The sequence below is a fragment of the Lysobacter sp. CA199 genome, assembly GCF_052078715.1.
GTDB lineage: Bacteria > Pseudomonadota > Gammaproteobacteria > Xanthomonadales > Xanthomonadaceae > Lysobacter.
Genome location: NZ_JBQJIL010000014.1, coordinates 45,613 through 72,188, shown reverse-complemented (window position 1 = coordinate 72,188; position 26,576 = coordinate 45,613). Strand labels below are relative to the sequence as shown.

Genomic DNA, 26,576 nt, shown 5'->3' with positions numbered 1-26,576 from the left:
ATGAGCGGCCCGGTTTCCTATTTCGGCATCCGCCACCACGGCCCGGGCTGCGCGCGCAGCCTGCTCAAGGGGCTCGATGCGCTGCGTCCCGATTGCGTGCTGATCGAAGGGCCGGCCGGGTGCGAGGCGCTGATCGAACACCTGCGCTCGGACGAACTGCGGCCGCCGGTGGCCTTGCTCTCGCACGGCGTGGACGATCCGCAATTGGCGGTGTTCCATCCCTACGCCGAGTTCTCGCCGGAATGGCAGGCGATGCGCTGGGCGGTCGCGCAGGGCGTGCCGGTGCGGTTCATCGACGTTCCCGCTGGAGCGACGTTGGCCTGGCAGCGCGAGGCGCAATCGCGGCGCGCGGGCGAGGGCGCGCCATCGCCGGTCGGCGATGAGGCGAGCGCGTCGCAGGCCGATGCGCTGCAGCCCGATACGAATGCGCCGTCGGCAGTCGAACCACCGACCGGCGATGCGGCCTTGTCGGCCGATACCAATAACCGTGCCGATGTCGATGCCAGTTCCGATGTCGATGCAGATGCAGATGCCGGCGACGAGGATGCGGACCGCACGCAAGTCGACGCCGGCGCGGATTCGCCGCACGATCTCCACCGCGACCCGCTCGACTGGCTGGCTCACGCCGCCGGCTATGCCGACGGCGAGAGCTGGTGGAACCACATGGTCGAAGAACGCGGCGACGGCGAGGATCTGTTCGACGCCATCGCCGAGGCGATGACCGAACTGCGCGAGCGCGCCGGGCTCGGCACCGGCCTGGATCCGCGCGAGGAAGCGATCCGCGAAGCGCATATGCGCAGCGGCGTGTGCGAGGCGATCAAACAAGGCCATGCGCGCATCGCCGTGGTCTGCGGCGCGTGGCACGTGCCGGCGCTGATCGGCAAGGCTTCGGTGGCGGCCGACAAGGCGCTGCTCAAGGACCTGCCCAAGCTCAAGGCCGCCGCGACCTGGGTGCCGTGGACCTATCGCCACCTCAGCAGTGCCAGCGGTTACGGCGCCGGCATCGACTCGCCGGGCTGGTACGAGCATCTGTGGCGGCACGGCGCGGGCGAACACCGTGCGATCGGCTGGTTCGCGCGGGTGGCCAAGCTGCTGCGTGAGCACGGGCTGGATTGCTCGTCGGCGCATCTGATCGAAGCCGCGCGCCTGGCCGACACGCTCGCCGCGCTGCGCGAGCGGCCCGCGCCGAGCCTGGAAGAACTCAACGAAGCCACCCGCAGCATTCTGTGCAACGGCGACGACGCGCCGATGCGGTTGATCGAGCAAGCGCTGATGATCGGCGAACGCCTCGGCGGCGTGCCGGCGGCGGTGCCGACCGTGCCGCTGCAGCGCGATCTGGATGCCCAGCGCAAACGCCTGCGGCTCAAGCCGGAGACCCTGTCCAAGGCCCTGGAACTGGATCTGCGCAACGACACCGACCTGCAGCGCAGCCAACTGCTGCATCGACTGTTGCTGTTGGATATCGGATGGGGCCGACTGGGCGGCGCGGGGCGCTCCTCGCGCGGCAGTTTCCGCGAAGTGTGGGAACTGGCTTGGCAGCCGTCGTTCGAGATCGAGCTGATCGTCGCCAGCCGCTACGGCCAGAGCGTCGAGCAGGCCGCCGGTGCGCGCGCCATCGAATGCGCGCGCGGCAGCGAGCGCCTGCCCGAGTTGTCGGCGCTGATCGATCGGGTGCTCTTGGCCAACCTGCCCGCGGCGGTAGAATCGGTGGCCGCGCAGTTGCACGCGCGCGCGGCCACCGACGCCGACCCCTTGCAATTGCTCCAGGCGCTGCCCTCGCTGGCCAACGTGCAGCGCTACGGCAACGTGCGCAACACCGACGCCGCGCAGGTGCGGCATTTGTTCGACGGCATGCTGTTGCGCGCCTGCATCAGCCTGCCGCTGGCGGTGTGCGATCTGGACGACACCGCTGCCGAACAGGCGCGCGAGACCGTGCTCGGCGCCGATCGCGCGGTGGAGCTGCGCGAAGCCGACGAGCAAAGCCAGACCTGGCGGCGCACGCTGCGGATCCTGGCCGTGTCCGAAAGCGCCACCCCGTTGCTGCGCGGCCTGTGCACGCGACTGCTGTTCGACGCGGGCGGCTTCGACGGCGAAGCGGTCGCGCGCGAGCTGGGCCTGAATCTGTCGCAAGGCGCCGAGCCGCTGCGCGCGGCGCAGTGGCTGGACGGTTTCCTCAATCGCAATGCGGCGGTGCTGCTGCACGATGACGCGGTGTGGAGCCTGATCGACGCCTGGATCAGCGAGCTGGGCCACGAACATTTCCTGCGCGTGGTGCCGTTGCTGCGGCGCAGTTTCTCCCGTTTCGAGGCGGCCGACCGGCGCGATCTGGGCTTGCGGGTCAAGCGGCCGGTGCGCGCGGTCCGCGCGCCCGCGGCGGCCGCTTCCTGGGACGGCGAACGCGCGGCGCGCGCGTTGCCGCTGTTGCGCGAACTGTTCGGCCTGAGCGCCGCCGGAGCCGATCATGGCCGCTGAGCTTCCTCCCGATTCGACCGGCGATACCGTCGATGTTTCCGCCGCGCCGAGCACGCGCGCCGAGCGTTGGCGCATGGTCTTGGGCAGCGAAGCGCAGGACAGCTGCGGCGGCCTGGCCGCCGGCTTGTCGGAAATGGACGCGGCGCTGGCCGCTTTGTACGAACCCAGCGGCCCGGGCGGACTGAGCCGGCGCGGCGGCCGCGGCGGCTCCTCGCCGAACGTGGCGCGCTGGCTCGGCGATATCCGCAAGTACTTTCCGACCAGCGTGGTCCAGGTCATGCAGCGCGATGCGCTGCAACGTTTGAACCTGCGGCAGATGCTGCTGGAAAAAGAAATGCTCGAAGGCATCCAGCCCGACGTGCACATGGTCGCCAACCTGATTTCCTTGTCGGGGGTGATTCCGGCCGAGACGAAGGACACCGCGCGCGCGGTGGTGCGGCGCGTGGTCGAGGAGTTGATGCGCAAGCTGGAGGAACCGATGCGTTCGGCGGTCAGCGGCGCGCTCGACCGCGCGCGGCGTTCGCGCCGGCCGCGCCATGCCGAGATCGACTGGAACCGCACCATCCGCGCCAATCTCAAGCATTGGCAGCCCAGCCTCAACACGGTGATCGTGCAGGAACTGGTCGGTTACGGGCGCAAATCGCGCCGACCGCAGCGCGAGGTGACCTTGTGCATCGACCAGAGCGGCTCGATGGCCGCCTCGGTGGTGTACTCGAGCATCTTCGGCGCGGTGCTGGCCTCGTTGCCGGCGGTGGCCACGCGCTTGGTGGTGTTCGATACCGCGGTGGTCGACATGACCGAACAGCTCGACGATCCGGTCGATCTGTTGTTCGGTGTGCAGCTCGGTGGCGGCACCGATATCCACGGCGCGGTGAGTTACTGCCAGGGCCTGATCCGCGAACCGCGCAACAGCATCCTGGTGCTGATCTCGGACCTGTACGAAGGCGGGGTGGAGACGAAGTTGTTGGCGCGTGCGCAGGAACTGATCGAAGCGGGTGTGCAGTTCATCGTACTGCTCGCGCTCAGCGACGAAGGCCGGCCGGCCTACGATCAAGCGCTGGCGGCCAAGCTCGCCGCGCTCGGCGTGCCCTCGTTCGCGTGCACGCCTGATGCGTTTCCGGGATTGATGGCCGCGGCGATCCGTCGCGACGATCTCAATCAATGGGCGGCGGGGAACGGTTTGGTGCCGACGCGGGCAGAGGGGTAGGGCGCATCGCCTCCGCCACAGTTCGAACTTAGCGCTGAGATAGTGGCGTGCAGTAGTCCCAACTTACCGTAGTGACGAACGTATCGCCATCGAGGAAACCGCGCCGTTGTGGGTTGAGTGTGCAGAGTTCGGCAGTACCGTCGTTTATCTGCAGCAGACCGTAATAGTCCTCGCCGACTTTCTGGCGCTTGCGGACAACGTACCAACCGCGATCGCTGTAGCCTTGGCCGTCCAATCTCGAGTAGTCCAGATATCCGTCTGCGCGCTCGCGCGTGGTTCTCGCCAGCCAGCCCTGCTCGGGCAGTCGCGCTGCGGCATGACGCAGGTCAGCTTCGACAACGCCCTCAGTGCGCCCATGCCAGACGCTGGCTTGTCGGTGCGTACCGGCGCCTGCACAGGCGGCGAGGCTGCCGATCAATGCCAGGATCATAGTTGGCTTGTGCATCCACTGGCTCGGTGCGGTGATTGCAGCGAGTCTAGCGGTTTGGCGGCTGGAGGCGCGGTGTGACGGTCAGGTCGTGATCTCTTCGACGGTTGAGGCAGAAAATCAGGCGTTTTCGCGCGAAAGTGCTGCCCCCCGCGCCGTCATTCCCGCGAAGGCAGGAATCCAGAGACTTCAGCGCCATCCTTCCAGATCGTCATTCCCGCGAAAGCGGAGCCCGCCTTCGCGGGAATGACGGCAGGAAGGGGCGCGGGAACTGCAGTTGTCGCGAGGCCTTTAGGCGACGCATGACAACAAAAAAATGAGCGACCGAAGCCGCTCATTTTTTCACTGGACCGCGCAGGGCGCTGAAGCAGACTGCGGCAAGTTACTCAGCGACTCGATCCAATCAAGCCGCTTTCTTCGCCGCCAACTGCCGCAGCACGTAATGCAGGATACCGCCATGACGGAAGTACTCGACTTCCTTCGGCGTCAGCAGCAGCACCTTGACCTCGAATTTCTGTTCGCTGCCGTCGGCCTTCTTCGCCACCACCGTCGCGGTCTTGGCCTTGCCGTCGTCCAGGCCGATCACCTCGATCGTTTCCGAGCCGTCCAGCCCATGGCTCTGCGCGTTTTCGCCGTCCTTGAACTGCAACGGCAGCACGCCCATGCCGACCAGGTTGGAGCGGTGGATGCGCTCGAAGCTCTCGGCGATCACTGCCTTGACGCCGAGCAGGTTGGTGCCCTTGGCCGCCCAGTCGCGCGAGGAACCGGTGCCGTATTCCTTGCCGGCGAACACCACCAGCGGCACGCCGTCGGCCTTGTACTTCATCGCCGCGTCGTAGATCGCCAGCTTCTCGCCCTGGCCGCCGTCCTTGCCGAAATACAGCGTGTTGCCGCCTTCTTCGCCGCCGAACATCAGGTTCTTGATGCGGATGTTGGCGAAGGTGCCGCGCACCATCACGTCGTCGTTGCCGCGGCGGCTGCCGTAGCTGTTGAAGTCGGCGGGCTGCACGCCGCGCTCCTGCAGGAAACGCCCGGCGGGCGAATCCTTCTTGATGTTGCCGGCCGGAGAGATGTGGTCGGTGGTGATCGAATCGCCGAACAGGCCCATCACGCGCGCGCCGTGCACGTCGTCGATGCTGCCCACTTCCATGGTCATGCCGTCGAAATAGGGCGGGTTCTTGATGTAGGTCGAGGACTCGTCCCACTGGAACGACTCGCCGTCGGGCGAGGCGATCTGGTTCCAGCGGGTGTCGCCCTTGAACACGTCGGCGTAGTTCTGCGCGAACAGCTCCGGGCCCACGGTTGCGGCGATCATGTCGCCGATCTCCTTGTTGGTCGGCCAGATGTCGCGCAGGTACACGTCGTTACCTTCGCTGCTCTTGCCGATCGGTTCCTGGGTCAAATCGATATTGACTGTGCCGGCGATGGCATAGGCCACCACCAGCGGCGGCGAGGCCAGGTAGTTGGCTTTGACTTCCGGATGCACGCGGCCTTCGAAGTTGCGGTTGCCCGACAGCACCGAGGCCACCACCAACTCGTTCTCGGCGATGCCCTTGGACACTTCGTCGGGCAGCGGGCCGGAGTTGCCGATGCAGGTGGTGCAGCCGTAGCCGACCACGTAGAAGCCGAGCTTCTCCAGGTCGTCGAGCACGCCGGCCTTCTTCAGGTAATCGGTGACCACCAGCGAGCCCGGTCCGAGCGAGGTCTTGACCCACGGCTTGGACTTGAGACCCAGCCTGGCCGCGTTGCGCGCGAGCAGGCCGGCGCCGAGCATCACCGCCGGGTTGGAGGTGTTGGTGCACGAGGTGATCGCGGCGATCACCACCGAGCCGTCGCACAGTTCGGCGTCCTGCTCCTTGATCCGGATCTTCGACACCGGTTTGGCGGCCAGGTGATTGGCCTGCGGCTGATCGCCGCCTTCGGCCTTCAATTCCTCTATCGCGCAGCCGACCTTGGATTTCCGGTTGGCGATCAGCGGGCCGAGGCTTTCGGCGAAGTTGCTGTGCACGTTTTCCAGCAGCACGCGATCCTGCGGGCGCTTGGGGCCGGCCATCGACGGACGCACCTCGCCCAGGTCGAGTTCGAGCGTGGCCGAGTAGGTCGCATGCGGCTGGTTGGCTTCGTGCCACAGGCCCTGGGCCTTGGCGTAGGCCTCGACCAGGGCGATCTGTTCTTCCGAGCGGCCCGACAGGCGCAGGTAGGTCAGCGATTCGCTGTCGATCGGGAAGATGCCGCAGGTCGCGCCGTACTCGGGGGCCATGTTGGCGATGGTCGCGCGGTCGGCCAGCGGCAGGTGCTGCAGGCCGTCGCCGAAGAACTCGACGAACTTGCCGACCACGCCGTGCTTGCGCAGCATCTGGGTCACGGTCAGGACCAGGTCGGTCGCGGTCGCACCCTCGGGCAACTGGCCGGTCAGTTTGAAACCGACTACCTGCGGAATCAGCATCGACGAGGGCTGGCCCAGCATCGCCGCCTCGGCTTCGATACCGCCCACGCCCCAGCCGAGCACGCCGATGCCGTTGATCATGGTGGTGTGGCTGTCGGTGCCGAACACGGTGTCGGGGAAGGCGAGCAGGTCGCCGTCGACCTCGCGGCCCATGACCACGCGCGCCAGGTTCTCCAGGTTCACCTGGTGGACGATGCCGGTGTTGGGCGGCACCACCTTGAAGTTCTCGAACGACTTCTGGCCCCAGCGCAGGAAGCTGTAGCGTTCTTTATTGCGCTGGAATTCGATCTTGCCGTTGAGGTCCAGCGCCTCGGGGCTGCCGAACACGTCGACCTGGACCGAGTGGTCGATCACCAGTTCCGAGGGGATCAGCGGATTGATCTGCGAAGGTTTGCCGCCGAGCTTGCTGACCGCGTCGCGCATCGCCGCCAGATCGACCACGCAGGGCACGCCGGTGAAGTCCTGCAGGACCACGCGCGCCGGCATGAAGGCGATTTCCTGGTCGGGTTCCTTTTTCGCGTCCCACTGCGCGACCGCTTCGATGTGGTCCTTGCCGACCGTGGCGCCGCCGTCTTCGTGGCGCAGCAGGTTCTCCAGCAGGATCTTCATCGAGTAGGGCAGGCGGCTGATGTCGTAGCGCTCGCCCAGGACCGGCAGGCTGAAGTAGGTGTAGTCGCGGCCGTTGACGGACAGCTGGCGGCGGGTGGAAAACGAGTCGCTCATGCGGTGAACTCCTATAGAGGTGCTGGCTCGCGCCTCGCGCCGGGCGAGGATCTGCTTGCGGTGGACCGGGCGGCGCTGTGCGTGGCGGGGTCTGTGGCCGGATTATCCATCAGTTGCCGAGCGGCCGATGTGCACACGGTGTCGACGTGATTTGACCACGGTGGCGGCCGGCCTCCCGGGGCGCCTGTGGTTTCGCAGGGTTTCGTCGCGTGTTTCGCGCGTCTTCGGGGTCTTTCCGCAATGGCTGCGTCGCCGCGGACAACGCAGTGTTGCGTGAGCATGCGATATCGGGTCGATGCGACCTGGACGGCAAGACGACGCGTGGCCCCGACACGTCTTTGCGTGCGCCGACTTGTCGAAGCCTTTCTTGCGCGGCGATCGCCCGCTGCCTGAGGCGGCACATGAGCTATTACGCGCGTTGTACCGATGCCCGAATCCGCATCGCCGACGAGCGCACCGCGCTGGCAGCGCTCCAGCGGGCCAATGCGAAAAAGTCGCTGACCCAGGCCTCGCAGTTCCGCAGCAGCGAAGACAATGCCCAACGGATCGCCCGCGCCGCGTCGTTGGACGACGCGCTCGCACAGCCGTTCTGGCCGGTCCGTCGTGGACCGGACGGACGGTGCGATCGTGGGGCTCGACCACCACAACGCGATCGACGCGTTCGCGACGGCGAAGGCAACGTGATCGCGCTGGCCGGGGACTGGGTTCCGCTGGTCGGCGATGCCGTATCCCGCGCGAGACCCTGCGGGTCGCGATCGAGTCGGACCGACTCCTCGCCACGCTGGCGCCCTTCGTGGCCCAGGACTCGTACGCCATCATCGAGGACGAGTTCGGACGGCGTTGGCGGGTGAGCTTCCAGGCGGGGCGCGTGCATACCGGGAAGCTGCGCGCGAGCTTGACCGATCGTGGCGACACCTGACTTACCGCTGGCGACACGTGTCTTCTTAGCGACAACGCTCTTGCTTGTCGCCGCCGGTTCGCGCGATGGTCGGCGCCCACCGCTGCCTGAACGGCGATGGCCCTATATGCCGGGGCTGGCATGTCGGCGACTGCCGAGACAACATTGGAAATAGAAGATAACTATTTGTAATAAATAAGATTTATAGTCGAAACGGGTTCACTTTCCGACTGATAAGAGCCGCCACACAAGCCGCCAACCAGATCGGTATGCCGGCTCAGGTATGTATAATGCGCGCATACCTTCTGGAGCGTACCCATGGAAGCCACTGTCGCCGAGCGGGGCCAGATCACCCTTCCCAAAGCGGTGCGCGATGCCCTCGGCCTGACCAAGGGCACGCTGCTGAAGGTCGAGTTGGACGGCAGCCGCATCATCCTGCGCAAAAGCGTCGACGACGCCATTTCCAAGGCACGAGGCAAGTTCGCCCTGGACGGTTTCGGCTCCAGCGAAGACGCCGCGCGCGCGGTGCGCGACGAGGAATGAGCCGGTGATCGCGGTCGATTCGCCGGTACTGATCGAACTGCTGAGCGATGGCCCGCAGGCGGACGCAGTCGAGTCCTGCCTGCGCCAAAGCCTGGTCGGCGGCCGCGTGGTGGTGTGCGACATCAGCCTGGCCGAGATCTGCGCGGCGCTGCGAGGCGGCGCCGAGGTGCAGGAGGCGCTGGAAGAAATGGGCATCCATTTCAGCGCGCTGGAAGCCAAGTCGGCGTTGCGGGCGGGCGAGATGCATCGGCGTCACCGCCAGCGCGGCAGCGGATCGCGCCGCCTCGGCGATTTTCTGATCGGCGCCCATGCCTTGCTGCAATGCGACGGCCTGATCACCTGGAACGACACGTTTTATCGCGATTACTTCAAGGGCCTGAAGCTGATCGTGCCGCAAGCCTGAGCAATCTTTACCATCCCGTTTCTTTATTGCCTTCACCACCCAGTTTCATCACCACCAAGATCCACGCGGAGAATTGTTCATGTTGGAAGCCTATCGCCACCACATCGCCGAGCGCGCCGCGCTGGGAATTCCGCCGCTGCCCCTGACCGCCCAGCAGACCGCCGATGTCATCGAACTGCTGAAAGCGCCGCCGGCCGGAGAGGAACAGTTTCTGCTCGACCTGATCACCTATCGGGTGCCGGCCGGTGTCGACGACGCGGCCAAGGTCAAGGCCTCCTACCTGGCTGCACTCGCCCTGGGCAGCGAAAAGAACCCGCTGATCAGCCGCGAACGCGCGACCGAACTGCTCGGCACCATGCTCGGCGGCTACAACATCCTGCCGCTGGTCGAGCTGCTCGACGATGCCCAGGTCGCGCCGATCGCCGCGGAAGCCCTGAAGAAGACCCTGCTGGTGTTCGACGCCTTCCACGACGTGCAGGAAAAGGCCGAGAAGGGCAATGCGCATGCCAAGGGCGTGCTGCAGAGCTGGGCCGACGCAGAGTGGTTCACCAGCCGTCCGGAAGTGCCGCAGAGCATGACCATCACCGTGTTCAAGGTGACCGGCGAAACCAACACCGACGACCTGTCGCCCGCGCCCGACGCGACCACGCGTCCGGACATCCCGTTGCACGCGCTGGCGATGCTCAAGAACGCGCGCGACGGCATCGTGCCGGAAGAAGACGGCAAGCGCGGTCCGATCGCTTTCATCGAATCGCTGAAAGACAAGGGCCATCTGGTCGCTTACGTCGGCGACGTGGTCGGTACCGGTTCCAGCCGCAAGTCCGCCACCAATTCGGTGCTGTGGTTCACCGGCGAAGACATTCCCTTCATTCCGAACAAGCGCTTCGGCGGCGTGTGCCTGGGTTCGAAGATCGCGCCGATCTTCTACAACACCATGGAAGACGCCGGCGCCTTGCCGATCGAGCTCGACGTGTCGCAGATGAACATGGGCGACGTGGTCGAACTGCGTCCCTACGAGGGCAAGGCGATCAAGGACGGGCAGGTCATCGCCGAGTTCGCGCTGAAGTCCGACGTGCTGCTCGACGAAGTCCGCGCCGGCGGCCGCATCCCGCTGATCGTCGGCCGCGGCCTGACCGCCAAGGCGCGTGAAGCGCTGGGCCTGCCGACTTCGACCTTGTTCCGCCTGCCGACCAACCCGGCCGACACCGGCAAGGGTTACTCGCTGGCGCAGAAGATGGTCGGCCGCGCCTGCGGCCTGCCGGAAACCAACGGCGTGCAGCCGGGCATCCGTCCAGGCACTTACTGCGAGCCGAAGATGACCTCGGTGGGTTCGCAGGACACCACCGGTCCGATGACCCGCGACGAGCTGAAGGATCTGGCTTGCCTGGGCTTCTCGGCCGACTTGGTGATGCAGTCGTTCTGCCACACCGCCGCGTATCCGAAGCCGGTCGACGTCAAGACTCATCACGATCTGCCGGCCTTCATCAGCAATCGTGGCGGTATCGCGCTGCGTCCTGGCGACGGCGTCATCCACTCGTGGCTCAACCGCATGCTGATGCCCGACACCGTCGGCACCGGCGGCGATTCGCATACCCGTTTCCCGGTCGGCATCTCGTTCCCGGCCGGCTCCGGCCTGGTCGCGTTCGCCGCGGCCACCGGCGTCATGCCGCTGGACATGCCCGAGTCGGTGCTGGTGCGTTTCAAGGGTGAAATGCAGCCCGGTGTGACCCTGCGCGATCTGGTCAACGCGATTCCGCTGGCCGCGATCAAGAGCGGCCTGCTGACCGTCGCCAAGCAGGGCAAGAAGAACATCTTCTCCGGTCGCATCCTGGAGATCGAAGGACTGCCGCAGCTCAAGGTCGAACAGGCTTTCGAACTGTCCGACGCCTCGGCCGAGCGCTCGGCCGCCGGTTGTACGGTCAAGCTCGATAAAGAACCGGTCATCGAGTACCTGACCAGCAACATCACCCTACTCAAGTGGATGATCGCCGAAGGCTACGCCGACCCGCGTTCGTTGCAGCGCCGGATCAAGGCGATGGAAGGCTGGCTGGCCAACCCGCAGTTGCTGGAAGGCGACGCGGACGCCGAGTACGCCGCGGTCATCGACATCGACCTCAACGAGATCGTCGAGCCGATCGTGGCCTGCCCGAACGATCCGGACGACGTGAAGACCCTGTCGGACGTGTCCGGCGCGGTCATCGACGAGGTCTTCATCGGCTCGTGCATGACCAATATCGGTCACTTCCGGGCCGCAGCGAAGTTGCTGGAAGGCAAGCGCGACATTCCGACCCGTCTGTGGGTCGCGCCTCCGACCAAGATGGACGCGTCCGAGCTCACCAAGGAAGGCCACTACGGCACCTTCGGTACGGCCGGTGCGCGCATGGAAATGCCGGGCTGCTCGCTGTGCATGGGCAACCAGGCGCAGGCGCGCGAGGGCGCGACCGTATTCTCGACCTCGACCCGCAACTTCCCCAACCGTCTGGGCCGCAACACCAACGTGTATCTGGGTTCGGCCGAACTGGCGGCGATCTGCTCGCGTCTGGGTCGCATCCCGACCCGCGAGGAATACATGGCGGACGTCGGCGTGCTCAAGGCCGACGGCGACAAGATCTATCGCTACATGAACTTCGACCAGATCGAAGACTACAAGCAGGTCGCCGACACCGTCGCCGCCGCCTGACCGGTCCGGCGGCGCGGCGCGCACCAAGAAGACCCCGGCCATCGCCGGGGTTTTTCTTTGCCGACGGCTGCATCGTTACCTGCAGCGCATCGGGACTGGAGCGCATCGATCCTCGCCAGCAGGCGAGTGGGGGATTCGGGCACGTCCGTTCGTCTTCAAGACACCTCGATAAGGATTTCGCAATGAACCCACGCTCGCTCCGTTTTGTACCGACCGCCGTGTTGGCGATGAGCTTCGCTCTGCCTTTGGCGGCCGCCGCCGAAGACGAAAAATACCGGGACGCGGCACAAGTGCAGGCCGAACTGGTCAAGGTGCTGACCTGCCAGGCCAGTCGCGCCGAGTTCGAACGATTGGGCAGCGCGCTGACTCCGGTGTATTACGAAAAGCCCGCGCAGCCGGCGCTGGCGGGATGGAGCCTGGTCAAGGACGAGAAGAACGCCTTCGTTGCCGTGTTCAACCTGCCCAAGCCGGTGACCGTATACGGCCATACGACCCAGCAGGTGATGATGCCGGCCCAAGCCCTGTTGGCGGTGCTGGACGGCGATCACGTCGATGCCTTGTCGACCAAGCTGAAACTCGCCCCGAGCACCGAGCCGTTGGCCAAGCACATCCGCACGCGCACCGTGCGGGTACAGCCGATCGGCGACGGCATCGAGGCCACGATCGTGCAGACCGTCAGCACGATCACGACCCATCCGGGCAAAACCATGGTGGGTTGCGAGTACCGCATGAATTACTGACGCGCCGGGTTGCGGCCCCGGCACCGCTGCCAAAGTCGCTCCGTCCCGAGGCGGTGCAGTTGGATAGCCTCCCTGTAGGAGCTGCGTAAGCTGCGACCACGCAGCCACCGGCGTCTGGCGCAACTATCGAAGTGCCGCGGTCGCGGCTCGCGCCGCTCCTACAAAGGCCACCCGCGGATTCGAAAGTCGGACAACCCGCTGTAGGAGTTGCGCAAGCTGCGACCTCGTGGCCACCGGCGTCTGGCGCAATTATCGAAGTGCCGCGGTCGCGGCTCGCGCCGCTCCTACAAAGGCCGCTCGCGGATTCGAAGGTCGGGTAACCCGCTGTAGGAGCTGCGCGAGCTGCGACCACGCAACCACCAGCGCGCGGCGCAGTTATCGAAGTGCCGCGGTCGCGGCTCGCGCCGCTCCTACAAAGGCCGCTCGCGGATTCGAAGGTCGGGTAACCCGCTGTAGGAGCTGCGCAAGCTGCGACCCTGTAGCCATCGGCGCGTGGCGCAACTATCGAAGTGCCGCGGTCGCGGCTCGCGCCGCTCCTACAAAGGCCGCTCGCGGATTCGAAGGTCGGGTAACCCGCTGTAGGAGTTGCGCAAGCTGCGACCTCGTGGCCACCAGCGCGCGGCGCAGTTATCGAAGTGCCGCGGTCGCGGCTCGCGCCGCTCCTACAAAGGCCGCTCGCGGATTCGAAGGTCGGGTAACCCGCTGTAGGAGCTGCGCGAGCTGCGACCTCGTGGCCGCCAGCGCGCAGCGCAATTATCGAAGTCTCGTGGCCGCAGCTGACGCCGCGCCTCCAAGCCGCCGGGGCCGAACCTCAGCCGAGCTGAGCTTCGACCGAATCCACCATCGCCCGCTTGCGCAGCAGAAAATCCCAATAGCCGCCGCCCAGTTGCCGCCACAGCACCGCCGAGCGCACGGCCGACAGCAGCACGGCGCGCACTTCGGCGACTACGCCGGGCTGGCCGAGGTAGTGCGGATTGCCCTGCACCAGCACGCGCGGGCGCAGATGGCTCAGGCTGTCGGCGTACAGCGTGCCCAGCGCGGCGATCACGTCCGGGTGGCTGCTGCCCAGGCGGTGCGCGGCGGTGGCTTGTTCGTGAATGCCGCGCAGAACCTTGTCGGTCATGGCCTGGTCGCGGACGAAGCGCCGCTCCAGTTGCAGCACCGCCAACGCCAGGCGCGGCAGATGCTCGTCCTTGGCGCGGTTGGTGAAATAGTCCTGCACCAGCACCAGGCCGGGGCGCAGATTGTCCAGGCCGCCGTAGACCGCGGCCGGCGAGGAGGCGTCGATGCGGAACACCGAGTCCAGGCAGGTGCCGAGCACGGCCGCATTGGCCTGTCCGGTGTCGGCGATACGCCGCACCTGGGCCAGGGCCTGGGCCAGGCCGGCGAGGGCGAGGACGCGTTCGGAAAGTTCGGCCATTACGGAGTCGTCGTCAGAAGAGAAGGGGTTGAAAGCGTGGAACCCGGGACTGGCGCGTCGGTGGCGGCGATCACCGCGCCGCCGAGGCAGACCTCGCCGTCGTAGAGCACCAGCGATTGTCCGGGCGTGACCGCGCGCTGCGGCTGGTCGAAGTGGACCTCCAGCGTGCCGTCGTCGCGCACCCGCACCTCGCATTCCTGGTCGGACTGGCGATAGCGGGTCTGCGCGCTGCAGCGCAAGCGCGTGGACGGCGGCGCGCCGTCGATCCAGTGCGCGGCCTCCGACCAAAGCGTGCGCGATTGCAGCCACGGGCTGTCGCTGCCTTGGTCGACGTACAGCACGTTGCCGACGACATCCTTGCCGATCACGTACCACGGCGCGGGCTCGAAGCCGCGCACGCCGCCGATGTTGAGGCCTTCGCGTTGGCCCAGGGTGAAGTAGAACACGCCTGGATGAGCGCCGACGAGCTGCCCGTCCGGAGTGCGGATCTCGCCCTGTTTCGCCGGCAGATAACGCGACAGGAACTCGCGGAAATCGCGTTCGCCGATGAAGCAGATGCCGGTGGAATCCTTCTTGGCCGCGGTCGGCAGCCCGGCCGAATGCGCCATTTCGCGCACGTCGCGCTTGAGCAGTTCACCGAGCGGGAATTTGGTCGCGCTCAGTTGTGCCTGGCCCAGCTGATGCAGGAAGTAGCTCTGATCCTTGCTGCGGTCGAGCGCGCGCAGCAGACGGAAGCGGCCGCCGGCCTGATCGACCCGCGCGTAGTGGCCGGTCGCGATGTAGTCGGCACCCAGTTCGCGCGCTGCGTCGAGGAAATACTTGAACTTGATCTCGCGGTTGCACAGCACGTCGGGATTGGGCGTGCGGCCGGCCGCGTATTCGGCGACGAAGTGCTCGAACACCCCGGCCCAGTACTCGCCAGAGAAATCGCGGAAATGGATCGGCAACCCGAGCCGGCCGGACACCGCGACCGCGTCGCGGCGGTCGTCCTCGGCCCGGCAATCGCCGCTGCCGGTCGCTTTCGGCTTCCTGCCTTCGGCGGCACTCGCGCTGTCCTGCGCATCGTCATCGGCCCAGTTCTGCATGAACAAGCCCGACAGGGCTTCGCCGGAATCGCGCAACAGCAGGGCTGCGACCGAGGAATCGACTCCGCCCGACATGCCCACGATGGTGTTGGCCGACCTGGACATCGCGATCACAGCGCTTCGGGCGCGACCGAATGCTGCAGCAGGTCGAGCGAGTGCCGGCGCCCGCCGAGGTAATCGGCGACGACCTGCCAGACCAACGGGCTGCGATGCTCGGCCGAACGCGCCTGCAACTCGGCCGGAGTCATCCACAGCGCCTGCACGATGCCCTCGTCGAGCTTGCGCCCGGCGTGGTGGCGCACCGGTTCGGCGGCGAAGGCGAAGCGCAGGTAGTGGCGCCCGCCGGAGCCGTCGGGCTGGGCCGGCGCTTTCCACTGATAGGCGCCGACGAAAGCGGTCAGGCGCACGTCCCAGGCGGTCTCCTCCAGGGTCTCGCGTAGGGCCGCGTCGCGCAGGCTCTCATCCGGCTCCAGGTGGCCGGCGGGCTGGTTGATGACGCGCCGTCCGCCGACGTTTTCTTCCACCATCAGCAGGCGGCCGTCGTCGATCACGATCGTGGCGACGGTGACGTCGGGTTGCCAGAAGCGGCCTTCGCGGTAGCTCACGTCAGAATTCGTCCTGCGCGGGGGTGAGTTCGGATTCCATCTCGTCGGCGGCGCGGACCACGTAATCGATCGCGTCGTCCAGGTCTTCCTGCGAGGCGCCGGCGTCGAGCTTGACCACGAACACCGCCACGCCGTCCTGCTTGACCCAGCCGCCCATCTTGCTGAGTTGGCTGTCCTCGAGCAGACGGTTGGCGACGTCGCCCGGCAGCTGGCTGTCGCTGCCGCGGTAGCCCGGCGACCAGATCTCGCGCACTTCCAGCTTGCCGTAGCGCTGGGTGCCCGACAGCACGTAGGCCATCTGGCTGCGGTCCTTGTCCAGGGCGAAGGTCAGGACGAAATCGCCGTCCTTGTCGACCTGGTACTTGTAGCCCAGCGCGTCGAGCTGGGCGCGCACGCGCGGGTCGCCGCCTTGGGACTCGCTGCGGTCGGGTTCGACCCGCGCCGGATCGTTGCGGTCGGCCTTGGCCGGCGCAAGCTTGCCGGGGGCGGAGGCCGGCGCGGCGGGCTTGGCCGCATCGGCGGCCAGCGCCTGGCCGGCCGCCAGCAGCGGCAGCGACACGAGCACGGCGGGCAGCAAATGGCGGATCGGGCGCATGACGGTCCTTGAATTCGACAGCATCGGCGCAATCTGGACCGACGGCTCCGCAGTAGATGGCGGCGCTACGGCATTTTGCAATGCGGCCGTGCACGCGTCCATGTCGCGACGCGACCCTCTCCACGGCCCCATGCTCCACGCCGGCATGGGGCAGACGTCTATAATCGCGAAATGGCAAAACAGACCGAACAAGAACACAGTCATGGCGTGCTGGTGGCAACCGGCAAGCCCGAAGTCGCCCGTCCGCCGCTGTATTCCGTACTGCTGCTTAACGACGATTACACCCCGATGGACTTCGTCATCGAGGTGTTGATGCGCTTTTTCCCGATGAACGTCGAAAAAGCCACCCAGATCATGCTCCACGTCCATACCCGCGGCCGCGGCGTATGCGGCGTCTTCACGCGCGAAGTCGCCGAATCCAAAGTCGCTCAGGTGAACGAATTTTCAAGACTGCATCAGCACCCCTTGCTGTGCACGATGGAAAAGGCCTAAAAGGGAGCTGAGCACCGCCCGGGGGCGGGGCATGGAAAAGCCGGCGAGCGCCCCCACGTAGCGTGCATACGTCCTGGAGGCTCCGCCCCATGTTCAGCAAGGATCTCGAATACAGCATCGGCCAGTGCTACAAGCGCGCCCGCGAGGCGCGCCATGAGTACATGACGGTCGAGCATCTGCTGCTCGCGCTACTCGACAACCCCTCCGCCGAGGCCGTGCTCAAGGCCACCGGCGCGGACTTCGCGCGATTGCGCAGCGACCTGGAACAAGCCATCGCGACCTCGGTCCAGGTGTTGCCCGACGACGTCGACCGCGACACCCAGCCCACTTTGGGCTTCCAGCGGGTGTTGCAGCGCGCGGTCTACCACGTACAGTCCTCGGGCAAGAAGGAAGTCACCGGCGCCAACGTGCTGGTGGCGATCTTCGGCGAGAAGGACTCGCACGCGGTCTACTTCCTCAACCAGCAGGACGTGGCCCGGCTCGACGTGGTCAATTACCTGTCCCACGGCATCGTCAAGCACAGCGGCGAGGACAGCCACGGTCATCACGAGGAAGAAGCCAAGCCGCCGGAGGGTCCGGACGTGGACGGCAAGTCGTCCGACGCCCTGGCCGAGTTCGCCAGCAACCTCAACCAGCTCGCCCGCGAAGGCAAGATCGACCCACTGGTCGGCCGCGCGGATGAAGTCGAACGCACCATCCAGGTGCTGTGCCGCCGGCGCAAGAACAATCCGCTCTACGTCGGCGAAGCCGGCGTGGGCAAGACCGCGATCGCCGAAGGCCTGGCCAAGCGCATCGTCGACGGCGAAGTGCCTGAGGTGCTGCGCAACGCCACCATCTTCGCCCTCGACCTGGGCGCGCTGGTCGCCGGCACCAAGTACCGCGGCGATTTCGAAAAGCGCCTGAAGGCGGTGCTCGCGCAGCTCAAGAAGCAGCCCGAGGCGATCTTGTTCGTCGATGAGATCCACACCATCATCGGCGCCGGTTCCGCCAGCGGCGGCACCATGGACGCCAGCAACCTGATCAAGCCGGCGCTGTCCTCGGGCGAGCTGCGCTGCATCGGTTCGACCACGTTCCAGGAATACCGCGGCATCTTCGAGAAGGATCGCGCGCTGGCGCGGCGCTTCCAGAAGATCGACATCGTCGAGCCGACCGTGGGCGAGACCTACGAAATCCTGCAAGGTCTCAAGCCCAAATACGAATCGCACCACGGCGTCACTTATGCCGACGAGGCGCTGCAGGCCGCGGTCGATCTGTCGGTCAAGCACATCGGCGACCGTCTGCTGCCCGACAAGGCCATCGACGTGATCGATGAGGCCGGCGCGCGGCAACGGCTGCTGCCCGAGTCGGCGCGCAAGTCGGTGATCGATATCGAGGAAGTCGAGATGATCGTGGCCAAGATGGCGCGCATCCCGACCAAGCAGGTTTCGGCCAGCGACAAGGACGTGCTGCGCAATCTCGAACGCAACCTCAAGATGGTGATCTTCGGACAGGATCCGGCGATCGAGACCCTGGCCTCGGCGATCAAGCTCGCGCGCTCGGGCCTGGGCAATCCGGACAAGCCGATCGGCAACTTCCTGTTCTCCGGTCCCACCGGCGTGGGCAAGACCGAGGTGACCAAGCAGCTCGCGCTGCAGTTGGGCATCGAGCTGGTGCGCTTCGACATGTCCGAGTACATGGAACCACATTCGGTCAGCCGCCTGATCGGCGCGCCTCCGGGCTACGTCGGTTTCGACCAGGGCGGCCTGTTGACCGAGAAGATCGTCAAGACCCCGCACTGCGTGCTGTTGCTCGACGAGGTCGAGAAGGCGCATCCGGACATCTTCAACATCCTGTTGCAGGTCATGGATCGCGGCACCCTGACCGACACCAACGGTCGCGAAGCCAACTTCAAGAACGTGGTGCTGGTGATGACCACCAATGCCGGCGCGGCGCAGGCCTCGCGGCGTTCGATCGGTTTCACCAAGCAGGACCATTCCACCGATGCGATGGAAGTGATCCGCAAGGGCTTCAGTCCGGAATTCCGCAACCGCCTCGACGCGGTGGTGCAGTTCCAGGCGCTGGGCTTCGAGCACATCCTGCGCGTGGTCGACAAGTTCCTGATCGAACTGGAAAGCCAGCTGCACGAGAAGAACGTGACCCTGACCGCCACGCCGACCGCGCGCGACTGGCTGGCCCAGCACGGCTTCGACCCGCTGATGGGCGCGCGTCCGATGGCGCGGGTGATCCAGGATCAGATCAAGCGTCCGCTCGCCGACGAACTGCTGTTCGGCAAGCTGATCGGCGGCGGCCGGGTCACCATCGACGTCAAGGACGATCAACTGGTGGTCGACGCGCAGGCCGAACCGGAGAGGCTGTTGCCGGCGACGGTGTGATCTTGGGTGGCGCGGATCTTGGGTGGCGCGGATCTTGTATGGCGCGATCGCGCGAAGAAAAGGCGGCCCTCGGGCCGCCTTTTTCGTAACCGGACATGGTGGACAAAGCCTCGGTCGTCGCCGATGGGACGGGGAGCGAGCGCGCCGAGTGGCGATGCGCCGATCGCGGACCGCAGGGTGCCAGGCGCGTCGAGGCGAATTGCCCGCCAACATGCAGGTGCGTGTGCCCGAACTGCGAGTTGCCGCGATTGCCGCCATGCGTCCCGACAGCCGTCGCCGAGGCGGTGCTAGTTTCGGGCCCGCTCGCGATCTCGCGGGCCGCAGCCTCAATGGCTGCCTCATCGACCAGGAGAGAGCCATGACCCGATTGTCCAAGCGTTCTGTCGCCGCGATCTCGGCGTTCGTGTTCGGTTGTGCGTTAGCCAGTACCGCCAGTTATGCCTACGACCCCTGCGAGCGTTGCTGGACGACGTACTCGCGGTGCGTGCAGCTCGGGTCGCCGAACTGCAAGACCCAGCTCAATCAGTGCCTGCATCGTTACAGCTGCGGGTAGTCGCCGGTCGCGGCCGCGAGCATCCGTTGCGGTTTCGGCTCGGCGGATGCTGTGGGCGACTTTGGCGTGCTGAGCCGTGATTGGGCGGCGATCGAAGGGGGCGCGCTTCGGGGCAGTTGGGGAGTGGGTAAAAGCGTCCGAAGAGGCGGGGCTTCGGTTGGGGAGCGTGGTATTCGGTCTCTTCGGTTGATCGCGGCTTGGACCGCTCCTGCAGGGGCTTCATCGCGATGCGATGGCCTCGGGTAGCCCCCTGCAGGAGCGGCGCAAGCCGCGACCGCCGGGTCGCCTGCGCCATTGCAACTATGTCGATGCTGCACCAGGTCGATGCCGCGGCCGTCGCTAGAAGCCGGCCGCGGTGCGCGAATCAACGTCCGCCGTGTCGTTGGTAGGCCGCCTCGTCGATTTTCTCCGCAAGGATCACTTCGCAGTTGTCGCGGTTGGTCAGCACGCGCGTGCCGCTCGGGCAGAGCCGGCCTTTTTGCTTGTCGGTCGAGATTCGGAACTGCTGGGTATAGCCCAGGTCGGAGCAGGCCTTGACGTTCAGGCGGTAAAAACTGTCCGCGTCCTTGATCAGCACGGCCTTATCGCCGAGACGCGAAATCCTGGGCTTGGCCAAGTCGACGCAGGCGTCGAGCGGAGCGGCGAACGCGGCGTTCGCGGCGAGGCTGAGCAGGGTGGCCAACGCAATCCTTGTGGGCAACATCATGGAGACATCCTCGGTGGGGGCGGTTCGATCTTGCAGCGCAATCTATCGATGCGTGCTCGTGTGCAAATCTGGAGGAGTCGTGGTGACCTTCGTCATGGCATGACCTTCGGCATGACCGTGTCGCGTCGCGCGTTCGGCGAATCGGCGTCGCGAAGGCCGGCCCGTATCGACTCGACTTCAACGCGTGCGGCGCGCGCGTTCGAACGCGTTGGCGTCGATGTCCTGGATCGCGCTCACCGCGCAACGGTCGCGCGAAGTGACGATCTCGCTGCCGCTCGGGCAGAGCCGGTTTTTGCGCTGTTCGGCGGTGATTTCCAGCTTCCCGGAGGTGTTGAGATCCTTGCAGGCGGACTGCAGATCGAGCCGGTAGTGGCTGCGATCGTGTTTAAGCAGCACCGCGTTGCGTGCGCGCGCCAGTTGCCAGCTCGCATCGAGATCGACGCATTGCGTGAGCGTGTCGGCGTGCGCGGACGTCAGCGAGGCGAGCGCAAGCAAGGGGAGGGCGACGATGCGAGTCTTCATGGAGGCCGATCGCGATGGCGGCTCGGATTGAGCCCTCGGCGCAATCTATCGGCATGCGGTTCGCGTGGAGCCTGCATAAAGTCGCCATGACCTTCGTCGTGTCGCGACATCGCTTTAAACCTTTTTCGCGTCGACGGCATCCGTCGACGGCCACGCACGGACCCGGCGAGCATGGCCGCGATGCGATCGGCTGCGATGCGCGGTCGCGCGGCGTTGCGAACGGCGAATCGTGCGCGCGAGGTTTTCGATGCGCACGCGATGCCGCGCGCCGGATCAGGGTTGCGACGAATCCGGAGCAACCGATCGGCCGAGACGATCGGCCGACAGTGCGCCGACCGAAGCGGGGGCGATCGGCGATGCGCCTGGTCGGTGTCGGCGACCCGCACGATCCCGCAGCGTTCGCGGCTTGTTGCGCGGCAACATCGAATCGGCCGATTCGGAACAGCCGGGGGGTGCGCAGCGCGGCCCCGGCCGTCGCGTTCCCGGACGCCGTTCCGATTACGGCAGTGCGCCCCGGCACGCGTCGCGCCGCGGTGCTAGCGTCGGCCTCGCCCGCGATCGCGTGGGCGGCAGCCCAGAGCGGCTGTCTCATCGATCAGGAGATGATCATGACCAAGTTGTCCAAGCGTTCTTTCGCCGCGCTCGCCGCATTCGTATTCGGTTGCGCGCTGGCCGGCACCGCCAGCTCCGCCGCCGATGCCTGTCAGACGTGCTGGAACACTTACAACAAATGCGAGCAGTTGGGAGGCTTGAACTGCGAGATCCGCCTCAACGATTGCTTGCGCCGCAACAACTGCCCGTTGTAACCGCCGGCCCTGTCGTCGGTATTCGCCACTGCGTCCGCTCGCGGGCGCAACCACTCCGGCCGGGTCTCGTCCCGCGCCGATCCAAGGAAAAGGATGCATCCATGAAAATGCGCAAGCTCACCCTCGCGGCCACCGCCGCATTCGTCTTCGCCGCTTCGACCGTCGCGCTCGCCCGTCCGCCGCTCAGTCCCTGCCAGGAGTGCCGGATCGCCTACAACGTGTGCATGTACGAGAGCGGGGGGCAGCACGACGGCGAGTGCGAAGCCGAGTTCAGCCGCTGCCTGATCGGCGCGGGCTGTCCTTTGGAGTAAGGCCTCGGCCCGACGCCGCGCAGCGGCGAGTAGCGAGCTAGTCAAACAAGACGGAGATCGATCATGAAATCGAAGCGATGGACGCTGGCGGCATTGGCCGCATTCGTATTCGCCGGGTCGCTGGTCGCAACCGCGAGCGCTATCCCTAGCCAGTGCCTGGAGTGCTACACCAAGTACCAGGCCTGTGTCGCCAATGGCGGCAGCGATTGCGCGGCCCGGCATACGCTGTGTCTGAAACGGTACCTGTGCCCCTTGTAGCAGGGCGGTCCGCAGGCCGGAAGCGCGGTCTGCTGGCATGAAAAAGGCGGCCAATGGCCGCCTTTTTTCAAAGAGTTACCGCGATTACTTCATGCGGTAGGTGATGCGACCCTTGGTCAGGTCGTAGGGCGTCATCTCGACCTTGACCTTGTCGCCGGTGAGGATGCGGATGTAGTTCTTGCGCATGCGACCCGAGATATGGGCAATGATTTCGTGCCCGTTTTCGAGACGCACGCGGAACATGGTGTTCGGAAGAGTTTCCGCCACCGTGCCCTCGAATTCGATCACGTCGTCTTTTGCCATGTGTCTCTCAAAAAGGTGGACCGGTGCGGTCCGCAAGGATCGGGCGTCGCGCGCCCGCGAAGCCGCGCATTCTGCCACGGCAACGGCCCAGGAGCAAAAATCCGTTAATCGGCTGGCCTGGGGGCCGTGTCGCCGGGCTGCGGCGGGGGCGCCTGTGCCAGTTGCGCGGCGGGCATTTCGCCGAACCGCTGGGTCCACGGGCCGGGCTCGAAGCCAGGCTGGGCGGCCAATTCGCCGGCCTGGGCCAGGAACCGCGCGCGCGGCAGGGCGGTCGCGCCCAGGCTCAGCAGGTGCGGATTCTCGACCTGGGCATCGAGCAGCGGCCAGCCCCAGTCGCGCAGGCGCCGCGCCAAAGCCGCCAGCGCGATCTTGGATCCGCCCGATTGCGCGCTGAACATGCTTTCTCCGTAGAACATGCGACCGATGGCGATGCCGTAGATGCCGCCGGCCAGACGCTCGCCGTCGAACACTTCCACCGAGTGGGCATGGCCGAGGCGATGCATGCGCACGTAGGCCTGGATCATCTCCTCGCTGATCCAGGTGCCGTCCTGGCCCGGCCGCGGCGCGGCGGCGCAGGCGGCGATGACCGCTTCGAAGGCGGTGTCGGCGCGCACCGTCCAATCGCTGCGGCGCAGACCGCGCCGGAACTTGGAGGTCAGGCGCACGCCGTCGGTGCGGAACACGGTGCGCGGATCGGGGCACCACCACAGCAGCGGATAGCCCTCGGTCGGCCACGGAAAGATCCCGTGCCGATACGCGTTGAGCAGCCGCGGCGGAGTCAGATCCCCGCCGACCGCGAGCAGGCCGTCGGGATGCGCCAACGCCCGCTCGCCGGGTGGAAACTCGGCATCGGGGTCGGGCGAGAGCAGGAAGGGAAGGCGGCGCATGGAGCGGTGGGACTCAGGATTCGGGATTCGGGATTTGGGACTCAGGATTCGGGATTCGGGATTCGGGATTCGGGATTGGTCAGAGCCTAAGCCAGAACGGGATTCGTGATTCGGCATCAGGAGAGGCTGGTTCTGCTTTGGCTCTACGAATCGCGAATCACGAATCCCCAATTCCCGCCTTGAACGGCGTATGCGCCGCCAACGTGCGCGCATACCCAAGCACCGAAGTCGCTTCGTCGCGGCACCAGGGTCGCAGCGCATCGCGGAAGCCGGGGTGAGCGATCCAATGACGGCTGCGCACCTGAGTCGGCAGAAAGCCGCGGGCGAGTTTGTGCTCGCCCTGGGCCCCGGGTTCGAAGGCGTGCAGGCCTTCGCGCAGGCAGTACTCGATGCCCTGGTAATAGCAGGTTTCGAAATGCAGGCCGGGCAGGTTGGCGTGCGCGCCCCAGTAGCGGCCATACAACGTGTCGCCGCCGCGCAGGCACAGCGCGCCGGCGATCGGTTCGCCGTCGCGCTGGGCGAGGAAGATCACCAGCGAGCGCGGCATCTCGCGCGCCAAGTGGCGCAGGAATTCCAGGGTCAACGCGGCGTGGTTGCCGTACTCGGCGAAGGTGTTGCGGTAGAAGCCGTGCATGGTCGCCAAGTCCGCGTCGCTGGCGTCGCCGCCTTCGATCACGCGGAAACCGATGCCGGCGCGGGCGACCTTGGCGCGTTCCTGGCGGATATTCTTGCGGTGCTTGTGGTCGAACGCGGCCAGGAATTGATCGAAGTCCTGCCAGCGCCGGCCTTGCGCGTCGGGCTCGTTGCGCCAGTGGTACTGGATGTCGACGCGCTGCAGCCAGGCATCGTTGTCGTCTTCGAATGCGCGATCGTCGTCGGCGCTATGGAAATTGACGTGCGCCGACGACAGGCCCTGGCGTTCGCACAACTGCGCCATCGCTTCGACCAGCACGCGCCGATGCTCGGGCGTGCGCGCCAGCAGGCGCGGGCCGGTGACCGGCGAGTAGGGCACCGCGGCCAGCCATTTGGGGAAGTAGTCGAGCCCGCGCTGGGCGTAGGCGTGCGCCCAGGCGTGGTCGAACACGAACTCGCCGTGCGAGTTCTGCTTGAGATAGGCCGGCATCGCCGCGACCAGGGTGTCGCCGTCCCACACCGTCAGATGATGCGGCGTCCAGCCCCAGTCCTCGCGCAGGCAGCCGTGTTGCTCCAGGCCGAGCAGGAAGGCGTGGGCGAGAAACGGATTGGCGCCATCGTGCAGTGCGTCCCATTGCGCGGGCGCGAGCGCGGACAGCGAGTCGAGCAGGCGGATCGACACGGAGCTCTGTGGCGCGTTCACGGCTGCGGCGCGACCTCGGGCTGAGTGTCTTGCATGGATGAGCGACGCAGATAAACGTCGGGATCGTGCTTCTGCATGTGCTGCCCGGGCTGGCTCAATTCGCTGAAACCGACCTGCGCGTACAACGCTTGCATGTCGCGGGTGACCAAGTGCCAGCGGCGCAGGCCTTGCAGGCGCGGATCGGCCATCAGCGCGGCGACCACCGCGCGGCCGTGGCCGTGTCCGCGCTGCGCCGGCGCGACGAACACATCGGCGAGATAGGCGAAGGTGGCTTGATCGGTGATCGCACGCGCGAAGGCGACCATCTGCCCGCCGATATGGCCGCTGCAGCAGATCGAATGCTGCAGCGCCCGCCGCAGCGTAGCTTCGGGAATGCCCGCCGCCCAATAGGACTGGCGGGCGAGGAAGTCGTGGATCGCGGCGAAGTCGAGATCGCCGGGCTCGCGGCTGATGCGCAGCGGGCCGGTCGGCGAGGGTTCGCTGTCGTGCGCGTCCGCGCCTTCGTCCATCACGCGTCCTTGTCGAGGAACTTCTCCGCGTCCAGCGCGGCCATGCAGCCGAAACCGGCCGAAGTGATGGCCTGGCGATAGACCTGGTCGGCGACGTCGCCGGCGGCGAACACGCCCTCGACCGAGGTGCGGGTGGCGTTGCCGTCCAGACCGGTTTCGATGGTCAGATAGCCGTTCTTCATCGCCAACTGGCCTTCGAACAGGCTGGTGTTCGGGGTGTGGCCGATGGCGATGAACAGGCCGTGGATCGACAGATCCTTGGTCGCGCCGTCCTGCACCGACTTGACCCGCAGGCCGGTCACGCCGGCGTCGTTGCCGAGCACTTCCTCGACAGTGTGGTGCCACACCGGCTCGATCTTGCCGGCCTGGATCTTGGCCTGCAGCTTGTCCTGCATGATCTTCTCGGCGCGCAGGCTGTCGCGGCGGTGCACCAGATAGACCTTGCGGGCGATGTTGGACAGGTACAGCGCTTCCTCGACCGCGGTGTTGCCGCCGCCGATCACCGCCACGTCCTGATCCTTGTAGAAGAAGCCGTCGCAGGTCGCGCAGGCGGATACGCCGCGGCCCTTGAATTCATCTTCCGAGGGCAGGCCCAGGTACTTGGCGGTGGCGCCGGTGGCGATGATCAGCGCGTCGGCGGTGTAGTCGCCGTTGTCGCCGGTGAGCCGGAACGGGCGCTTGGACAGGTCGGCGCTGTGGATGTGGTCGAACACCACTTCGGTGTCGAAGCGTTCGGCGTGCGCCTGCATGCGCGCCATCAGGTCCGGGCCCATCAGCCCATGCGCGTCGCCGGGCCAGTTATCGACCTCGGTGGTGGTCATCAGCTGACCGCCCTGCTGCAGACCGGTGATGACCAGCGGCTTCAGGTTCGCGCGAGCCGCATAAACGGCGGACGTCCAGCCGGCCGGACCGGAACCGAGGATGACGACGCGGGAGTGCTTGGTAGGGCTCATGTATATAATCGCGGCCTGTTGGGAATGCGCTGGGCGCGGAAAGAATCTTCTCGATCTCGGCCATACGCCGGCGTGTTGAAGATTCCGAAGCAGGGCATAGCTTGGAGGCGCCGTCCCGGCAAAACAAGGCGTGATGGGCGGATGCAACGTTGCGTATCGCGCAGTGTGGCGCGAACCGCCAAACGGCAGCTAGCGCGCTGCCGGGCGCGGGCCGTACAAAGGCCGCCGTGCCGGTGTCGTTCCACGCGGTATTTCCATCGCAGCATCCGGCTCGACCGCGGCACCGGTTTCAGTTTCAGCAACACCGCTTTACCGCAAGCTCCA

The 26,576-nt window shown here is 66.3% G+C and carries 26 protein-coding genes; 13 read left to right on the top strand and 13 right to left on the bottom strand.

Annotated elements, in window-relative coordinates; all coding sequences use genetic code 11:
* Entirely contained in the window at positions 1–2,472 is a 2,472-nt protein-coding gene (locus tag ACTOWJ_RS24045) for a DUF5682 family protein (protein ID WP_441337151.1), read from the top strand.
* Positions 2,462–3,679, top strand: coding sequence for a VWA domain-containing protein (locus ACTOWJ_RS24040; protein WP_441337150.1), 1,218 nt, complete (start codon positions 2,462–2,464; stop codon positions 3,677–3,679). The genes ACTOWJ_RS24045 and ACTOWJ_RS24040 overlap by 11 nt, the downstream gene beginning before the upstream one ends.
* Before the next feature lie 28 nt (positions 3,680–3,707).
* Here ACTOWJ_RS24040 and ACTOWJ_RS24035 read toward each other — a convergent pair whose 3' ends face one another.
* Both ACTOWJ_RS24035 and acnA read right to left on the bottom strand, forming a co-directional pair.
* Positions 3,708–4,109, bottom strand: coding sequence for a hypothetical protein (locus ACTOWJ_RS24035; RefSeq protein ID WP_441337149.1), 402 nt, complete (start codon positions 4,107–4,109; stop codon positions 3,708–3,710).
* A gap of 400 nt (positions 4,110–4,509) precedes the next feature.
* Positions 4,510–7,275 (bottom strand): aconitate hydratase AcnA, encoded by a 2,766-nt coding sequence (acnA, locus tag ACTOWJ_RS24030; RefSeq protein WP_441337148.1) that lies wholly within the window; start codon positions 7,273–7,275, stop codon positions 4,510–4,512.
* Between the two features lie 793 nt (positions 7,276–8,068).
* Here acnA and ACTOWJ_RS24025 point away from each other — a divergent pair.
* From ACTOWJ_RS24025 to ACTOWJ_RS24005, 5 genes are all read left to right on the top strand, one after another.
* On the top strand, positions 8,069–8,194 hold the full coding sequence (locus tag ACTOWJ_RS24025; RefSeq protein WP_441337147.1) for a hypothetical protein: 126 nt from the start codon (positions 8,069–8,071) through the stop codon (positions 8,192–8,194).
* A gap of 297 nt (positions 8,195–8,491) precedes the next feature.
* Complete coding sequence (locus ACTOWJ_RS24020; RefSeq protein ID WP_441337146.1) at positions 8,492–8,716, top strand: AbrB/MazE/SpoVT family DNA-binding domain-containing protein; 225 nt, start codon at positions 8,492–8,494, stop codon at positions 8,714–8,716.
* 4 nt (positions 8,717–8,720) lie between these two features.
* A complete protein-coding gene (locus ACTOWJ_RS24015) occupies positions 8,721–9,119 on the top strand; it encodes a type II toxin-antitoxin system VapC family toxin (protein ID WP_441337145.1) in 399 nt (132 codons plus the stop codon).
* A gap of 79 nt (positions 9,120–9,198) precedes the next feature.
* Complete coding sequence (gene acnB, locus ACTOWJ_RS24010) at positions 9,199–11,799, top strand: bifunctional aconitate hydratase 2/2-methylisocitrate dehydratase (RefSeq protein ID WP_441337144.1); 2,601 nt, start codon at positions 9,199–9,201, stop codon at positions 11,797–11,799.
* A gap of 182 nt (positions 11,800–11,981) precedes the next feature.
* Positions 11,982–12,539, top strand: coding sequence for a hypothetical protein (locus ACTOWJ_RS24005; RefSeq protein ID WP_441337143.1), 558 nt, complete (start codon positions 11,982–11,984; stop codon positions 12,537–12,539).
* Between the two features lie 811 nt (positions 12,540–13,350).
* On the opposite strand, the gene hflD is transcribed toward ACTOWJ_RS24005, so the two are convergent.
* From hflD to ACTOWJ_RS23985, 4 genes are read right to left on the bottom strand one after another with little or no spacing between them, the layout of a single operon-like run.
* On the bottom strand, positions 13,351–13,959 hold the full coding sequence (gene hflD, locus ACTOWJ_RS24000; RefSeq protein WP_441337142.1) for a high frequency lysogenization protein HflD: 609 nt from the start codon (positions 13,957–13,959) through the stop codon (positions 13,351–13,353).
* Entirely contained in the window at positions 13,959–15,149 is a 1,191-nt protein-coding gene (mnmA, locus tag ACTOWJ_RS23995) for a tRNA 2-thiouridine(34) synthase MnmA (RefSeq protein WP_441337141.1), read from the bottom strand. Before mnmA ends, hflD begins: the two co-directional genes overlap by 1 nt.
* A 5-nt stretch (positions 15,150–15,154) precedes the next feature.
* On the bottom strand, positions 15,155–15,649 hold the full coding sequence (locus ACTOWJ_RS23990) for an NUDIX hydrolase (RefSeq protein ID WP_441337140.1): 495 nt from the start codon (positions 15,647–15,649) through the stop codon (positions 15,155–15,157).
* Between the two features lies 1 nt (position 15,650).
* Positions 15,651–16,244 (bottom strand): hypothetical protein, encoded by a 594-nt coding sequence (locus ACTOWJ_RS23985; protein WP_441337139.1) that lies wholly within the window; start codon positions 16,242–16,244, stop codon positions 15,651–15,653.
* Positions 16,245–16,415: 171 nt separating this feature from the next.
* Between ACTOWJ_RS23985 and clpS the strand changes: the two genes are divergently transcribed.
* From clpS to ACTOWJ_RS23970, 3 genes are all read left to right on the top strand, one after another.
* Positions 16,416–16,736, top strand: a complete 321-nt coding sequence (gene clpS / locus ACTOWJ_RS23980; protein WP_441337138.1) for an ATP-dependent Clp protease adapter ClpS — start codon at positions 16,416–16,418, stop codon at positions 16,734–16,736.
* An 89-nt stretch (positions 16,737–16,825) separates the two neighbouring features.
* Positions 16,826–19,108 carry an ATP-dependent Clp protease ATP-binding subunit ClpA gene (gene clpA / locus ACTOWJ_RS23975; RefSeq protein WP_441337137.1) on the top strand — a complete coding sequence of 761 codons (2,283 nt, stop codon included), beginning with the start codon at positions 16,826–16,828 and terminating at the stop codon, positions 19,106–19,108.
* 358 nt (positions 19,109–19,466) lie between these two features.
* Entirely contained in the window at positions 19,467–19,661 is a 195-nt protein-coding gene (locus tag ACTOWJ_RS23970; protein ID WP_441337136.1) for a hypothetical protein, read from the top strand.
* A 364-nt stretch (positions 19,662–20,025) separates the two neighbouring features.
* Here the strand turns inward: ACTOWJ_RS23970 and ACTOWJ_RS23965 are convergent, their stop codons facing one another.
* Positions 20,026–20,343 (bottom strand): hypothetical protein, encoded by a 318-nt coding sequence (locus tag ACTOWJ_RS23965; RefSeq protein WP_441337135.1) that lies wholly within the window; start codon positions 20,341–20,343, stop codon positions 20,026–20,028.
* Positions 20,344–20,544: 201 nt separating this feature from the next.
* Positions 20,545–20,889, bottom strand: a complete 345-nt coding sequence (locus tag ACTOWJ_RS23960) for a DUF6491 family protein (RefSeq protein ID WP_441337134.1) — start codon at positions 20,887–20,889, stop codon at positions 20,545–20,547.
* A gap of 86 nt (positions 20,890–20,975) precedes the next feature.
* On the opposite strand from ACTOWJ_RS23960, the gene ACTOWJ_RS23955 reads away from it, so the two are divergent.
* From ACTOWJ_RS23955 to ACTOWJ_RS23945, 3 genes are all read left to right on the top strand, one after another.
* Positions 20,976–21,695: a hypothetical protein gene (locus ACTOWJ_RS23955; RefSeq protein WP_441337133.1), complete on the top strand. Its 720-nt coding sequence runs from the start codon at positions 20,976–20,978 to the stop codon at positions 21,693–21,695.
* Positions 21,696–21,796: 101 nt separating this feature from the next.
* Positions 21,797–22,006 (top strand): hypothetical protein, encoded by a 210-nt coding sequence (locus ACTOWJ_RS23950; protein WP_441337132.1) that lies wholly within the window; start codon positions 21,797–21,799, stop codon positions 22,004–22,006.
* Between the two features lie 63 nt (positions 22,007–22,069).
* Positions 22,070–22,264 (top strand): hypothetical protein, encoded by a 195-nt coding sequence (locus ACTOWJ_RS23945; RefSeq protein ID WP_441337131.1) that lies wholly within the window; start codon positions 22,070–22,072, stop codon positions 22,262–22,264.
* Positions 22,265–22,348: 84 nt separating this feature from the next.
* On the opposite strand, the gene infA is transcribed toward ACTOWJ_RS23945, so the two are convergent.
* The 5 genes from infA to trxB form a co-directional block, all read right to left on the bottom strand.
* Entirely contained in the window at positions 22,349–22,567 is a 219-nt protein-coding gene (gene infA, locus ACTOWJ_RS23940; RefSeq protein WP_031372296.1) for a translation initiation factor IF-1, read from the bottom strand.
* A 104-nt stretch (positions 22,568–22,671) separates the two neighbouring features.
* Positions 22,672–23,454: a leucyl/phenylalanyl-tRNA--protein transferase gene (aat, locus tag ACTOWJ_RS23935; RefSeq protein ID WP_441337130.1), complete on the bottom strand. Its 783-nt coding sequence runs from the start codon at positions 23,452–23,454 to the stop codon at positions 22,672–22,674.
* A 157-nt stretch (positions 23,455–23,611) separates the two neighbouring features.
* Positions 23,612–24,769, bottom strand: coding sequence for a GNAT family N-acetyltransferase (locus ACTOWJ_RS23930; RefSeq protein WP_441337129.1), 1,158 nt, complete (start codon positions 24,767–24,769; stop codon positions 23,612–23,614).
* A 17-nt stretch (positions 24,770–24,786) separates the two neighbouring features.
* Complete coding sequence (locus tag ACTOWJ_RS23925) at positions 24,787–25,299, bottom strand: GNAT family N-acetyltransferase (RefSeq protein WP_441337128.1); 513 nt, start codon at positions 25,297–25,299, stop codon at positions 24,787–24,789.
* Positions 25,299–26,252, bottom strand: a complete 954-nt coding sequence (gene trxB / locus ACTOWJ_RS23920) for a thioredoxin-disulfide reductase (protein ID WP_441337127.1) — start codon at positions 26,250–26,252, stop codon at positions 25,299–25,301. The genes ACTOWJ_RS23925 and trxB overlap by 1 nt, the downstream gene beginning before the upstream one ends.
* Positions 26,253–26,576: the final 324 nt, after the last annotated feature.